Annotated in this window: 14 protein-coding genes; 5 read left to right on the top strand and 9 right to left on the bottom strand. The window is 59.9% G+C overall.

The features are described from left to right. The first annotated feature begins 47 nt into the window (after nucleotides 1-47). Both leuC and BLP23_RS20555 read left to right on the top strand, forming a co-directional pair. Nucleotides 48-1,457 carry a 3-isopropylmalate dehydratase large subunit gene (gene leuC / locus BLP23_RS20560; protein WP_092586680.1) on the top strand — a complete coding sequence of 470 codons (1,410 nt, stop codon included), beginning with the start codon at nucleotides 48-50 and terminating at the stop codon, nucleotides 1,455-1,457. Nucleotides 1,458-1,556: 99 nt separating this feature from the next. Then, nucleotides 1,557-2,099 carry a SixA phosphatase family protein gene (locus tag BLP23_RS20555; RefSeq protein WP_092586679.1) on the top strand — a complete coding sequence of 181 codons (543 nt, stop codon included), beginning with the start codon at nucleotides 1,557-1,559 and terminating at the stop codon, nucleotides 2,097-2,099. Between the two features lie 53 nt (nucleotides 2,100-2,152). On the opposite strand, the gene BLP23_RS20550 is transcribed toward BLP23_RS20555, so the two are convergent. Both BLP23_RS20550 and BLP23_RS20545 read right to left on the bottom strand, forming a co-directional pair. Continuing rightward, nucleotides 2,153-2,983 carry an aldo/keto reductase gene (locus BLP23_RS20550; protein WP_092586678.1) on the bottom strand — a complete coding sequence of 277 codons (831 nt, stop codon included), beginning with the start codon at nucleotides 2,981-2,983 and terminating at the stop codon, nucleotides 2,153-2,155. A 137-nt stretch (nucleotides 2,984-3,120) separates the two neighbouring features. Then, nucleotides 3,121-3,669, bottom strand: coding sequence for a L,D-transpeptidase family protein (locus tag BLP23_RS20545; RefSeq protein WP_092586677.1), 549 nt, complete (start codon nucleotides 3,667-3,669; stop codon nucleotides 3,121-3,123). A gap of 144 nt (nucleotides 3,670-3,813) precedes the next feature. Here BLP23_RS20545 and BLP23_RS20540 point away from each other — a divergent pair, with 144 nt between their 5' ends. Both BLP23_RS20540 and BLP23_RS20535 read left to right on the top strand, forming a co-directional pair. Then, nucleotides 3,814-4,497 carry a response regulator transcription factor gene (locus BLP23_RS20540; protein WP_039846414.1) on the top strand — a complete coding sequence of 228 codons (684 nt, stop codon included), beginning with the start codon at nucleotides 3,814-3,816 and terminating at the stop codon, nucleotides 4,495-4,497. Between the two features lie 13 nt (nucleotides 4,498-4,510). Beyond that, complete coding sequence (locus BLP23_RS20535; RefSeq protein WP_092586676.1) at nucleotides 4,511-4,966, top strand: cyclic nucleotide-binding domain-containing protein; 456 nt, start codon at nucleotides 4,511-4,513, stop codon at nucleotides 4,964-4,966. Nucleotides 4,967-4,969: 3 nt separating this feature from the next. Here BLP23_RS20535 and BLP23_RS20530 read toward each other — a convergent pair whose 3' ends face one another. The 6 genes from BLP23_RS20530 to tesB form a co-directional block, all read right to left on the bottom strand. Continuing rightward, nucleotides 4,970-5,773 carry an exodeoxyribonuclease III gene (locus BLP23_RS20530; protein WP_092586675.1) on the bottom strand — a complete coding sequence of 268 codons (804 nt, stop codon included), beginning with the start codon at nucleotides 5,771-5,773 and terminating at the stop codon, nucleotides 4,970-4,972. 117 nt (nucleotides 5,774-5,890) lie between these two features. After that, the gene (locus BLP23_RS20525; RefSeq protein ID WP_022717334.1) at nucleotides 5,891-6,559 is read right to left on the bottom strand and encodes an outer membrane lipoprotein carrier protein LolA; all 669 of its coding nucleotides are present in this window, start codon (nucleotides 6,557-6,559) and stop codon (nucleotides 5,891-5,893) included. Between the two features lie 137 nt (nucleotides 6,560-6,696). Then, nucleotides 6,697-9,363: an FtsK/SpoIIIE family DNA translocase gene (locus BLP23_RS20520; protein WP_092586674.1), complete on the bottom strand. Its 2,667-nt coding sequence runs from the start codon at nucleotides 9,361-9,363 to the stop codon at nucleotides 6,697-6,699. A 242-nt stretch (nucleotides 9,364-9,605) separates the two neighbouring features. After that, the gene (locus BLP23_RS20515) at nucleotides 9,606-11,042 is read right to left on the bottom strand and encodes an ammonium transporter (RefSeq protein WP_092586673.1); all 1,437 of its coding nucleotides are present in this window, start codon (nucleotides 11,040-11,042) and stop codon (nucleotides 9,606-9,608) included. Between the two features lie 28 nt (nucleotides 11,043-11,070). Continuing rightward, nucleotides 11,071-11,409 carry a P-II family nitrogen regulator gene (locus tag BLP23_RS20510; protein WP_027511789.1) on the bottom strand — a complete coding sequence of 113 codons (339 nt, stop codon included), beginning with the start codon at nucleotides 11,407-11,409 and terminating at the stop codon, nucleotides 11,071-11,073. A gap of 223 nt (nucleotides 11,410-11,632) precedes the next feature. Further along, the gene (tesB, locus tag BLP23_RS20505; protein WP_092586672.1) at nucleotides 11,633-12,517 is read right to left on the bottom strand and encodes an acyl-CoA thioesterase II; all 885 of its coding nucleotides are present in this window, start codon (nucleotides 12,515-12,517) and stop codon (nucleotides 11,633-11,635) included. A gap of 84 nt (nucleotides 12,518-12,601) precedes the next feature. Here tesB and BLP23_RS20500 point away from each other — a divergent pair, with 84 nt between their 5' ends. Then, a complete protein-coding gene (locus BLP23_RS20500) occupies nucleotides 12,602-13,816 on the top strand; it encodes a ubiquinone biosynthesis hydroxylase (RefSeq protein WP_092586671.1) in 1,215 nt (404 codons plus the stop codon). Here BLP23_RS20500 and BLP23_RS20495 read toward each other — a convergent pair. Further along, on the bottom strand, nucleotides 13,813-14,001 hold the full coding sequence (locus tag BLP23_RS20495) for a Trm112 family protein (protein WP_039846422.1): 189 nt from the start codon (nucleotides 13,999-14,001) through the stop codon (nucleotides 13,813-13,815). The two genes, BLP23_RS20500 and BLP23_RS20495, sit on opposite strands and share 4 nt — an antisense overlap. Nucleotides 14,002-14,008: the final 7 nt, after the last annotated feature.

Raw genomic sequence — 14,008 nt, 5'->3', positions numbered from 1 at the left:
GCCGCCTATTCCTTTTCCCATTGCATTCAAAAACGGACTGAAATGCCATGAGCGCACCGCGTACCCTTTACGACAAGATCTGGGACGACCACCTTGTCGACGAACAGGCAGACGGCACCTGTCTTCTCTACATCGACCGCCACCTGGTCCACGAAGTGACCTCTCCGCAGGCGTTCGAAGGTCTGCGGATGACCGGCCGCAAGGTTCGTGCTCCCGAAAAGACGCTTGCCGTCGTCGATCATAACGTTCCGACCTCGCCTGATCGCCATCTCGGCATCAAGAACGAGGAGAGCCGCATACAGGTCGAACAGCTTGCCAAGAACGCTGCCGAGTTCAAAGTCGAATATTACTCCGAGAACGACAAGCGTCAGGGCATCGTGCACATCATCGGGCCGGAACAGGGCTTCACCCTTCCGGGCATGACGATCGTCTGCGGCGACAGCCATACGTCTACGCACGGCGCCTTCGGCTCACTCGCCCACGGCATCGGCACGTCCGAGGTCGAGCACGTCCTGGCGACACAGACGCTTATCCAGAAGAAGGCGAAGAACATGCTGGTGCAGGTCGACGGAAAGCTTCCGGCCGGCGTCACCGCCAAGGACATCGTTCTCGCCATCATCGGCGAAATCGGCACGGCCGGCGGTACTGGCTACGTCATCGAATATGCCGGAGAAGCGATCCGTGCGCTGTCGATGGAAGGCCGCATGACGATCTGCAACATGTCGATCGAAGGCGGCGCCCGCGCCGGCCTGATTGCGCCCGACGATACGACCTTCGAGTACATAAAGGGCAAGCCGCGCGCGCCGAAAGGCGAGGCTCTGGAACAGGCGATTGCCTACTGGAAGACGCTGAAGTCCGACGAAGGCGCACATTTCGACCGCATCGTGAAGCTCAACGCCTCCGAACTGCCGCCCATCGTCTCCTGGGGTTCTTCGCCGGAGGACGTCGTCTCGGTTCAGGGGGTCGTTCCGAACCCGGACGAGATCCAGGACGAAACCAAGCGAGCCTCCAAGTGGCGCGCGCTTGACTACATGGGCTTGAAGCCTGGCACGCCGATCACCGAGATCAACATCGATCGCGTCTTCATCGGTTCCTGCACGAACGGCCGTATCGAAGACCTTCGAGCAGTTGCCAAGGTCGTCGAGGGCAAGACCGTTGCCTCGACCGTCAACGCGATGATCGTTCCCGGCTCCGGACTCGTAAAGGAACAGGCGGAAGCCGAAGGTCTCGACAAGATCTTCAAGGCGGCCGGTTTCGACTGGCGTGAGCCGGGCTGCTCCATGTGTCTCGCCATGAACGACGACCGCCTGAAGCCGGGCGAGCGCTGCGCCTCGACGTCCAACCGCAACTTCGAAGGCCGTCAGGGCTTCAAGGGCCGCACGCACCTCGTTTCGCCGGCCATGGCTGCCGCTGCTGCAATCGCTGGCCATTTCGTCGATATCCGCGAGTGGAACTGACGGATATTGCCTCCCTCTTGGACCGAGAGGGAGGCATCTTAAGAAGACAAGACGCGCATTCGATGAGACAATGGCCTCTGCCCTTTTCAGGTGAGCGGAATGAATGCGTCAAGAAAGCCTTCGCGGAAGTACCTTCGCCTTTTTCTTCTGCGCCACGCAAAATCCGCTTGGCCGGACGATGTCGCAGACCATGACCGCCCGCTTGCGAAGCGCGGGCGAAAGGCTGCGCCCTTGATCGGCGCCTATATGACGCGCGAAAAACTTTTCCCGGATCTCGCTTTGGTGTCGACGGCGCGGCGCGCGCAGGAAACATGGAAGCGTGTAGCGAAAAAACTTTCTACCTCGACTGTGGAACGCGACGTGCCGGATTTATACGAAGCCTCGGCAACGCGCATTGTCGGCCTCCTCCATAAGCTTGAGCCGTCGGTTCGAACGGTCATGCTTGTCGGACACAATCCCGGTTTTCAGGACCTCGCGAACAATCTCATCGGCAACGGCGATCCGGAGGCTTGTAAACGCTTGAAGGAGAAATTCCCCACTGCCGGCATGGCGATCATCGCGTTCGAGGCGAATAGCTGGGCGGATATATCGCCGGGAAGCGGACGTCTCGAGTGCTTCGTGACACCGCGTGAACTCACGTGAGCAAACGTCTCCTCCTCCCGCAATGATAAAGGAGGAGACGGAAGGTCTCTTGATCAGAACGTTGCCGTATAGGGCTCGGGTCCCATGCGGGCATTCCTGTCGTCAAGCTTGGCGATCGCTGCCATGTCCCCGGCATCGAGCTTGAAATCGAATACCTTGAAGTTCTCCTCAATGCGCGACGGCGTCACCGACTTGGGGATGACGACAAGACCGCTATCGATATGCCAGCGGATGATGACCTGCGCCGGTGTCTTGCTGTGCTTCTTGGCGATTTCACCGATAACCGGGTTGGCGATGAATTTTCCCTGACCGAGCGGACTCCAGGATTCGGTAACGATATTCAGTTTCTGGTGCGCGTCCTGCGCCGCCTTCTGCTGAAAATCCGGGTGGAGTTCGATCTGGTTGATGACCGGAACCACGCCGGTATCGCCAATGATGTGATCCAGATGATCCGGATAGAAGTTGGAGACGCCAATCGAACGAGCACGGCCTTCTTCCCTGATCTTGACGAAGGCCTTCCAGGTTTCGCGATAGAGTCCACGGTGCGGCGACGGCCAGTGGATCAGGTAGAGATCGACATATTCGGTGCCAAGCTTCTTCAGGCTGCCCTCGAGGGCGCGCAGGGTGCTGTCATAGCCCTGGTCGGTGTTACGAAGCTTTGTCGTGATGAAAACATCCTTGCGGTCGAGACCGGAGGAACGCACGCCCTCGCCGACACCCTCTTCGTTGTCGTAGCCCGAAGCCGTGTCGATATGGCGGTAGCCGGCTTCGAGGGCCTTGCGGACTGTCGGAGCCGCGACGTCCTGTGGCGTCTGCCATACGCCAAGGCCGACCTGGGGAATGGAATGTCCGTCATGGAAAGTGATGATGGGTTGATTGGCCACAATATATCTCCGGAAGTTTGAAGGATTGGAGGGGCATGAAATTGAATCCGCAAGCGGATTTCCCGGCATGCCATTCAGCCTGAGCGCCGGTCAAAACGGATATAGGAGACGGTGTGCAGATTATCACCCCTGATACCTCAGAGAACGCGTACGACCGTCCCCTTGCGCATGTGCGGCAAAAGCCGGCGCATGTCGCGCGGATGGACTGCGACGCAACCGGCTGTCGGCTCATAGTCCGGCCTGATGAGATGGAAGAAGATGGCCGATCCCCGATTGCGGGCGCGGGATGTGATATTCCAATCCATGACGAGACATATGTCGTAGAGTCCGTCCTTGCGCTTCAACTCTTCATGGCTTGGACGGAAGGGCGCTCTGACGAGGCGATTGTAGTTCGGATCGCCGGGCTGATCGCACCAGAGCATGTCCTGACGGATGCGGCGGAGCGAGAGCGGCGTTTCGAGGCGGCTCGGACGTTCGCCGCGGCAAAAACCGTAAAGCAGCTTCATTGAAGCAATCGGCGTTGCACCGTCGCCCTCGCGCTTCAAGATGGTGCGGCCGCAACGGCCGATTGCGGCGGGAAAGACAAAGGGCCCGCATTGAACCAGTGCGCGGCTTTGCCTGCCGGGCGCCGGACGCACAATAATGGTGGATGATACCGTTCTCGCGCTTCGCCTTGTTTTCTCCATTTTTCTCACATGTTTTTGTTTTGCTTGGGACTTCGATTGAAATCACATCGGCCCTGGCCCGGCAACAGCACATCTCCCGGTCTTTGCCAGCGATCGAAATATGGCGTAGGACTTGATGAGACGGAATCTGAGGAACAGAACCGCATGACCGCACGCACCATTCTACTGGTGGATGACGACAACGACCTTCGCGAAACCCTGACGGAGCAGCTTGCGCTCTACGATGAGTTCACGGTGCTGCAGGAGGCGACGGCCGGCAAGGGCATACAAGCTGCGCGCAACACGCCCGTCGATCTGCTGATCATGGATGTCGGGCTGCCGGATACGGACGGACGCGAAGCCGTGAAGCTACTGCGCAAGGGTGGCTTCAAGGCGCCGATCATCATGCTGACCGGACACGATACGGATTCAGATACGATCCTCGGTTTGGAAGCCGGCGCCAACGACTATGTCACCAAGCCGTTCCGCTTCTCGGTACTTCTGGCGCGCATCCGCGTCCAGCTCCGGCAGCACGAACAGAGCGAGGACGCGACCTTCACAGTCGGGCCTTATCTCTTCAAGCCCAGCCAGAAGCTGTTGACCACCGAAAACGGCCAGAAGATTCGCCTGACGGAGAAGGAAGCGGCGATCATCCGCTATCTCTATCGCGCGGAACAGAAGGTGGTTACCCGGGACGTCCTTCTCGAAGAAGTGTGGGGCTACAATTCCGGCGTGACGACCCATACGCTCGAAACGCACGTCTACCGCCTGCGCCAGAAGATCGAGCGCGATCCCTCGAACGCCGAAATCCTGGTAACGGAAAACGGCGGCTACAAGATCGTACCCTAGGGCAAAGAGCCGCATGGCGCTGACAGACGATATCAACATGCTTTCGCAGCAGCCGCTCTTCAGTGGCATGTCCGCCGACCAGTTGCGGCTGATCGCCTTCGGCGCCGACCGGCGTTTGATTTCCACCGGGCAGATGCTTTTCCGAGAAGGATCGCCGGCGGAAAGCGCTTATGTCGTCGCCAGCGGCGCGCTGGAGCTCAGCACGGCGGGCCCAGATGGCCATCCCAAGGTCGCGCACATCGCAGGCCAGGGCACATTACTGTCCGAACTCGCTCTGGTAACGCTGGTGGAGCGAAAATTCACGGCCGTGGCGCGGGAGGATTCCAGCGTCATCCGCATCACGCGAGCGCTGTTTTACAGGCTGATCGAGGAGTATCCGGATGCGGCCCGCATCATAGAAAGTCGCATTCGCGACAACATCGCGGAATTGGCGACACGGGCGAGCGCACAGCTTCACCGCTTTTCGTAGGTTTCAGAGGTTGAAATGCGCGGTCACCGGCACGTGATCGGACGGACGATCCCATCCGCGAGCCTCCTTCAGGATGTCGATGCGCTGGAGCAGGGGGCCGAGGTCCGATGACGACCAGATATGATCGAGGCGGCGGCCGCGATCGGCAGCCTCCCAGTCCTTGGCGCGGTAACTCCACCAGGTATAGAGCTTCTCGTGCGACGGCACGTGCTGGCGCATGAGATCAAGCCAGGCTCCGCGCTTCATCGCCTCAAGCAGACCCTCGGTCTCGATCGGCGTATGGCTGACGATCTTCAGCATCTGCTTGTGCGACCAGACGTCATGCTCGAGCGGCGCAATGTTGAGATCGCCGACGAGGATTGCCGAGGTATTCGCTTCGCCGTTGGCTTTCAAGAGCTTCATTTCCTCGACGAAATCCAGCTTGTGGGCGAACTTCGGATTGATGGCCGGGTCCGGCTCGTCGCCGCCGGCGGGCACATAGAAATTATGCAGCCGGACGCGGCGCCTTCCACGTTCGAAGATCGCCGAGATATGGCGCGCGTGGCCGACATTTCCGTAGTCAAGGCGATGATCCTCCTGGAGCGGGATGCGCGAGGCGATAGCGACGCCATGATAGCCCTTCTGGCCATGCACGATGATGTGCTCGTAACCCATGGCGCGCAAAGGGGCCGCCGGAAAGAGCTCGTTCGGAACCTTGGTTTCCTGCAGGCAGAGGATGTCCGGCCTATGCTTGAGGACGAACTGCTCGACGATCGGCATGCGCAACCGCACCGAATTGATGTTCCAGGTGGTGATCGAGAAGCTCATGCCATTGCCTTTCAACGAGACTGAAAAGGCCTTAGAGCAAAGGCGCTGTGGATGGAACGTCCACAAGCAAAAACGCCCGGCTTTCACCGGACGTTTTTCACAGAAAGTCATATGGCATCAGTCACGGGAAGCGGCAGTACCTGGAATGCTTTCGTACGGCACTCTGAAGACCTTCTGATCAAACTGAACGCCGGTCCTCACATTGAACACCATTACGGACGTGTCCTTGCCCTGATTATCGGTGATCGTCCACTGACGCAGATCGTAGGTCTTCGGATCGAACATCATCGTGATCGTCGAATTTCCGAAGATCGTCTTATTGCCAAGCGCGATCGTCGTCAGGTCCGATTCTTCCTTCACGCTCTTTACCGAACCGTCCGACAGGTTGATCCTGCGTGCAAGCAGCAGGCTGAGCGGCGTCTTGGAAAGCGGATAGAGACTCCAGGTCTTCAGCTTCAGGTTACCGACCGCAACATTCCTACCATCGGAGATCACCCGGATCGGCGACGGATCGTCGTAGTTAAAGCGAAGCTTGCCGGGACGCTCAATGAAGAATTTGCCGCCCGTCTGCTCGCCGCGCGGTCCGAACTGCACGAATTCGCCCTGCATGGTGGCTACGTTGGAGAAATGGTTGGCAATCGCCTGTGCCGTCGAAGAACCGCCGGCCGCTGCCTGCGCGAAGGCGTCGAACGGCGCTGCAGCCGAAACAGCCGCTAGAGCCATGGCGCCGAGAAGGTGACGGCGGTTCAGCAGCAAGCCACTGGAATGGAAATCGGAGTTGGTCATCTAGGTCTCCTATGATGCGACCTGCATGCTGCCGAAAGGCGGCGTCTTCAAGGCGCAGAAGCATCGCTGCAGAAGGTAACGTTTCCGAGGCGATCAGGTTTCCGTGAAGTCATTGCCCCGGCAGATTTTTTCAGCCTCTAGCGATCGAGGATATCGCCTTCGGTCGGAACCAGGATTTCGCGCTTGCCTGCGTGGTTTGCAGGTCCGATGACGCCTTCCTGCTCCATGCGTTCGATCAAGGATGCGGCGCGGTTGTAACCGATGCCGAGACGGCGCTGGATGTAGGAGGTCGAGGCCTTGCCGTCGCGAAGCACGATGGCGACTGCCTGATCATAGGGATCGTCGGAATCCGCCAGATTGGACGTCCCCGCCGGACCGCCGTAATCATCGTCCTCGTCGTCATCAGCGGTGATCGCATCGAGATATTGCGGTGCGCCCTGGGTCTTCAGATAGGAAACAATCTCCTCGACTTCCATATCAGCCACGAAGGGACCATGGACGCGCTGGATGCGCCCGCCGCCAGCCATGTAGAGCATATCGCCCATGCCGAGCAGCTGCTCGGCGCCCTGCTCGCCAAGGATCGTGCGGCTGTCGATCTTCGACGTGACCTGGAAGGAGATGCGCGTCGGGAAATTCGCCTTGATGGTGCCGGTAATGACGTCGACGGACGGACGCTGGGTCGCCATGATGACGTGAATGCCGGCGGCGCGCGCCATCTGCGCCAGACGCTGGACTGCGCCTTCGATATCCTTGCCGGCGACCATCATGAGGTCGGCCATTTCATCGATGATGACGACGATGTAGGGCATCGGCTGCAGGTCGAATTCCTCGGTTTCGTACATCGCTTCGCCGGTGTGGCGGTCAAAGCCTGTCTGAACGGTTCGGGAAATAGCCTCGCCCTTGGCCAGCGCCTGCTCGACGCGCGCATTGAAGCCGTCGATGTTGCGGACGCCGATCTTCGACATCTTCTTGTAGCGCTCTTCCATCTCGCGGACGGTCCATTTGAGCGCGACGACAGCCTTCTTCGGATCGGTGACCACCGGCGACAGCAGATGCGGAATGCCATCATAGACCGAGAGCTCGAGCATCTTCGGATCGATCATGATCAAGCGGCACTGTTCCGGCGTCAGACGGTAGAGCAGCGAGAGGATCATGGTGTTGATGGCAACCGACTTACCGGAGCCTGTCGTACCGGCAACCAGCAGGTGGGGCATCTTCGCAAGATCGGCGATGACGGCTTCGCCGCCGATCGTCTTGCCGAGTGCCATGGCGAGTTTCGCCTTCGAACCTTCGAAATCACGCGATGCGATCAGCTCGCGCAGGTAAACAGTTTCACGCGTTGAGTTTGGCAATTCGATGCCGATCGCGTTGCGGCCAGGGACCACAGCGACACGGGCGGCGATCGCGCTCATGGAACGGGCAATGTCGTCGGCAAGGCCGATAACGCGTGAGGACTTGATGCCCGGGGCCGGCTCGAGCTCGTAAAGTGTGACGACTGGGCCAGGGCGGACATGGATGATTTCGCCCTTGACGCCGAAGTCTTCCAGGACGCCCTCGAGCATGCGTGCATTCTGCTCCAGCGCATCGGCGGAAAGCGATGAGTCACGGATGACATTCTTTGGTTCGGCGAGCAGATGAATCGAGGGAAGCTGGAAACCTTCCGGACGAATGAAGGAACCCTGCTGTTCGCGTTCGATGCGGGCACCGGGCTTCGGACGGGCGATCTGCGGCACGACGCGCGGCTCGGGCTTGCCGCCGGCGGCTTTTGCCGGCGCACGTATTATCCAGTCATCTTCATCGTCATCCGGCAGAATATCGGCCGGACGCGGAGGCATGTCGCTATCGAATGGCACTTCGCCATCATCGTCGTCGAGCGAAATCGAGGGGGCAGAGACGACCCGGCGCGGCGAACTGACGCGCGGTTCCATCGACGGCTCCAGGCGCTCGCTGCGGCCTGCCGGCGCCTTGGCGCGGACGGGCTCGTTCAGCGTACCGAATTCGTCATCGTTGAAGTCGTAGGGCGATTCGAAATCGCTCTGGCGGCGCTTGCGTGGCGCCATGCCGAGGATGCGGCGCATCCGCGCTTGGCTCATATACCAGGCATGTGTCAGCGCTCCGAATGCAAGCCAGCCGCCGTCTTCGTCGTCCTCATCCTCGTCGGCATCACCAACAGAGCGGGCCTTGGAAGGTATGGCCGCGAGTGCATCGCCCTCATCCTCTTCAGCTTCCGTGCGGCCGACGATGCCGGCAGCAAAGAGCATCATCCAGGCGGTGGGCAGCGCGAACACGCAGCCCACAGCCGTAGCGAACGCACCGCTCGGGTAGGCGCCGACGAAGAGAGCCGGAAATCGAAGGATCATATCGCCGATGACGCCGCCGATGCCGTTCGGGATCGGCCATGTCAGCGGCGGTGGGAAGCAGCCGATCACGGCAGACGAAAGGATCGAGCCGAGAGCCCAGGCGCCGGCCCGTTGAGGAATGCGGCTCATGCGGCGGCCTGAAATCAATGCCAAGGCCCAGGCGACGACCGGCAACAGCGCCACGACGCTTGCAAGGCCGAAGAACTGCATCGCGAGGTCAGCAAAGGCGGCGCCGCCATATCCCAGGACGTTTGCCGGCGGATTGCCGGTCGCGTAGGAATAGCTTGGATCTGTGACGTTCCATGTCGCGAGTGCCGCGACCGCGAGCGCCAATAGCAGGAATATCGCAAAGCCCAGGAGGGCCTGCGCCTGCCGGAACACGAACCCTGAGAGGGAGAAACGGTCCGGCCGGCTATCAATCACCGGCGACGTGCTTCTTGCCATATACCCAACCCGTCCAATGCTGAGCGCGCGAATCGCCGAGGCGTCGCCACGCAATATGCGTCCGCCCCACCTAATCAAAGGAGGGTTAAAGCGATGTTAACCATGAGAGACTGGACAAGCAGGGCCGGCAAATAAAAAGGCCCGAACCTAGGGTCCGGGCCAAGATGCAGCCTATGTAAAATTCGATAGGCCGCGACGGGCTGTTCAGCGGCGCCCTTTGGCGGACGCCGCTATCCCTGCGATCAAGAAGAGTGGTAGGCGGCTTCGCCATGGGTCGACAGGTCGAGGCCTTCGCGTTCTGCCTCCGGGGTTACGCGCAGGCCGACGATGAGGTCGACGATCTTGTAGAGGATCGCAGAGCCGACGCCCGACCAGACGAGGGTAGTCAGGACGCCCTTTAGCTGAGCCCAGACCTGGGTTGCCGTACCGGCGTAGGATGCTGCAAAGTCCGGCGTCGAGTAGTCGACGATACCTGCGCCGCCGAGAGCCGGGTTGACGAGAATGCCGGTGCCGATGGCGCCGATGATGCCGCCAACGCAATGCACGCCGAAGACGTCCAGGCTGTCGTCGTAGTTGAACTTGTTCTTCACGACGTCGACGAAGAAGTAGCAGGCCGGCGAAACGATCAGGCCGAGAACGATCGAGCCCATCGGACCTGCAAAGCCTGCTGCCGGCGTAACGGCAACGAGACCGGCAACAGCACCCGAAGCGGCACCCAGCATGGAAGCCTTGCCGCGGGCGAAGGTTTCGACGATGCACCAGGAAACAGCGGCAGCAGCCGCTGCGACGAAGGTGTTGATCATCGCGAGCGAGGCATAGGAGTTGGCTTCGAGGTTGGAACCGGCGTTGAAGCCGAACCAGCCGACCCACAGAAGCGATGCGCCGACCATGGTGAGCGTCATCGAGTGCGGAGCCATGATTTCCTTCTTATAGCCCGTGCGCTTGCCAAGCATGATGGCGCCGACAAGGCCGGCAATACCGGCATTGATGTGAACGACCGTGCCGCCGGCGAAGTCGATTGCACCATAGGAGAAGATCAGGCCGGATGGCGAGCTGTAGGAGCTCGGACCGCCCCAGAACCAGACCATGTGCGCCATCGGGAAGTAGATGAAGGTGACCCACAGGACAACGAACAGCATGACGGCGGAGAACTTGATGCGCTCGGCAAACGCACCGACGATGAGGCCCGGCGTGATGCAGGCAAACGTCATCTGGAACACGATGAAGGTATATTCCGGAATGGCGACGCCCTTCGTGAAGGTCTCGGCGAGCGACGACGTGTTGACGCCAGCAAGGAAGGCCTTGGAGAAACCGCCGATGAAGCTGTTCAGCGAACCGCCGTCGGTGAAGGCCAGCGAGTAGCCGTAGGTGACCCATATCAGGGACACAACGGCGGTGATCATGAAGACCTGCATCAGCACGGAGAGCATGTTCTTGGCGCGCACGAGGCCGCCATAGAAGAGAGCCAGGCCGGGAATGGTCATCAACAGCACGAGCGCCGAGGACACGAGCATCCAGGTATTGTCACCCTTATCCATGGTGAAGGCCGGAGCCGCCGCAGCCGCGGCGTCGGCAGCAGCCGGCGCGGTCTCCTGCGCAAAGGCGACGACCGGCGCTAAGAGCGCGGCAGACGCAGCCCCGAGCCGCGCAAATGTGGAAGAAAACTTCGAAATTGACATTGGAATAAAGCTCCTTGCTCGGCCGTTCTTACAGCGCTTCGGTATCGGTTTCGCCCGTGCGGATACGGACGGCATGGTCGATCGAGTAGACGAAAATCTTGCCGTCGCCGATCTGACCGGTCTTGGCCGACGACGCGATGGCTTCGACGGCCTTGTCGACGATTTCTGATGCGACTGCGATTTCGATCTTGAGCTTCGGCAGGAAGCTGACCGCATATTCCGTACCGCGATAGATTTCGGTATGTCCCTTCTGGCGTCCGTAGCCCTTCACTTCGGTCACGGTCAGGCCCTGGATGCCGATCGCGGTGAGGGCTTCGCGGACCTCATCGAGCTTGAACGGCTTGATAATGGCCATCACAATTTTCATCTGGTTTTTCCCATCCTTCGTTATCCTCGGCGCGGAGCCGACTCTCCTTGCCGCTGACGTTCACGAACAGCGACTGGGGATCTACATTCAAAGGGCGTGCCAGTTTCGAGCAGATTATAAGTTATTGAAAAGTAACGAGTATAATGAACGATGCTATTTAAGAGGCAAATGACGTAGCGACAACCGCCCAAATAATGCCCAAATTCGCAAATTTGCACATTTTTTATTCATTTGCCTTTTTCCGAATCAAACCTTCCTGCGCGACTGACGCAATCAGAACACCCGACCGGGAAAAAAGGCTACCGCGCGTGAGACCACGAGCACCAAAAGCCGATGGACTATCTTGTGTGTAAAGCAGCCAATCCTCAAGTTTATCGGGCCGATGAAACCACATGGAATGGTCAAGGCTCGCAACCTGCAGGCTCTGGTCGAAGATCGACGTCCCGTGAGCATAGAGCGAGGTATCGAGCAGCGTCATGTCGGAGAGATAGGCAAGCACAGCAGCTTGATAGAGCCGGTTGTCCGGGACCGGCCCTGTCGCGCGCACCCAGACGTCCTGGCGGGGGTCGAGTTTCTTGTCGGAAAAGTAGTGTATCAAGGAGATCGGCCGGATTTCGATCGGCCGTTCGCGCTCCCAGTACTTGCGCACAGCCGCCGGCGCATGCGCGAGATACTGCTCCTTGATCTGCTGTTCGCCGAGCAGTCTTTCCGGCATTGGGACATCGGGCATCACGATCTGATGATCGAAACCCGGTTCCTCGATCTGGAAGGAGCACGAGAGTGCAAAAATTGCCTTGCCGTGCTGGATTGCCACGACCCGGCGCGTGTTGAAGCTCGCTCCGTCACGGATGCGCTCCACCTGGTAGACGATCGGTACGGAAGGATCGCCCGGACGCATGAAATAAGCATGCAGCGAGTGAACGAAGCGCTCTGTCTCAATTGTCCGCTGGGCAGCCATCAATGCCTGACCGATCACCTGTCCGCCAAAGACGCGCTGCCAGCCGACCTGCGGACTGCGGCCGCGAAAAATATCGACTTCGATCGGCTCGAGATCGAGCGTTTCGAGCAGCGTTTCCATGGCTGTGGGTTTGGCCGCGTCTTCCATCATTTGTTCAGCTCCCAACGGTAGGAAGTGGGGATGCGATGATCTATATAGATCATCATTGTAATCACAAGGCGCGGAGAGCGGGCGATGCAGGACATGCTGGTTGTTGGCGGAGGTTACGTCGGCCTTTCCGCGGCGGTCGCCGTCAAGCAGGCAGCTCCCCACCTCGATGTTGTGGTCGTTGAAGCGGCGCCCGAGTATGTCTGGCAGAAGGATATGCGCGCATCGGCAATCATCGCCGCGGCCACGAAGATGCTGGAGGTCTTCGGCATCTGGGGGGAAATCCAGTCTGAAGCTCAGCCGATCACCAAGATGATCGTGACCGATTCGAGGACCGCCGACCCGGTCCGCCCGGTTTTCCTCACCTTCGATGGTGAAGTGGAAGATGGCCGCCCTTTCGCACACATGATCCCGAACGCCGTCCTGGTCCGCGCGTTGCGCGGCGTCTGCGACCGGCTCGGTATCGAAATCCGGCATGGACTGAGCGCCACCGGCCTGAAGACGGAAGAAAACCGGATCTCCGTGACGTTGTCCGACGGCAGCGCACTGGAATCACGCTTGCTCGTCGCCTGTGATGGCGTGCGCTCGAAGCTCCGCGATCTGGCGGGCATAAAGACGGTCAGCTGGGACTACGGCCAGTCCGGCATCGTAGTGACCGTCGAGCACGAGCGGCCGCACAATGGCTGCGCCGAAGAGCATTTCCTGCCTTCCGGTCCCTTTGCGATCCTGCCGCTCACCAACAACCGGTCTTCCCTTGTCTGGACCGAGCGCGCCCACGATGCCGACCGGCTTGTCGCCGGCGACGACCTGATTTTCGAAGAGGAACTGGAGCGCCGTTTCGGCCACAAGCTCGGCGCGCTCAAGGTGATTGGCGAAAGGCGCGCTTTCCCGCTCGGCCTCACGCTCGCCCGCGCCTTCGTGGCGCCGCGCTTTGCACTTGCAGGCGATGCAGCCCACGGCATTCACCCGATTTCCGGCCAAGGCCTCAATCTCGGCTTCAAGGACGTGGCAGCATTGGCAGAAACCATCGTCGAGGCCGACCGGCTCGGGCTCGATATCGGCTCGATCAATATCCTCGAGCGCTACCAGACTTGGCGCCGCTTCGATACATTCCGCATGGGAGTGACGACCGACGTGCTGAACCGGCTGTTCTCCAATGACGTGATGCCGGTGCGCATTGCCCGCGACGTCGGCCTGGGCATCGTCGACAGGATCCCGAGCCTCAAGTCCTTCTTCATCGGGCAGGCGGCCGGTACCGCGGCCAGGAACAATCCGCGGCTTTTGGCAGGCGAGACGATCTAATCGTCCAGCCGCCGCGCCTCTGACACCAGCATGATCGGGATGCCGTCACGGATCGGATAGGCTAGGCGCGCCTTTTCCGAGACGAGTTCGTTGTGCTCGCGGTCATAGCGGAGCGTGCCCTTGGTGAGCGGACAAACAAGGAGCTCAAGCAGTTTCGGGTCAACACGACTGAGTTTTTCGTCCATACCCGAT

Source organism: Rhizobium mongolense subsp. loessense (assembly GCF_900099775.1).
GTDB lineage: Bacteria > Pseudomonadota > Alphaproteobacteria > Rhizobiales > Rhizobiaceae > Rhizobium > Rhizobium loessense.
The sequence above is the reverse complement of the archived record's forward strand: the minus strand, read 5'-3'. Positions and strand labels throughout refer to the sequence as shown.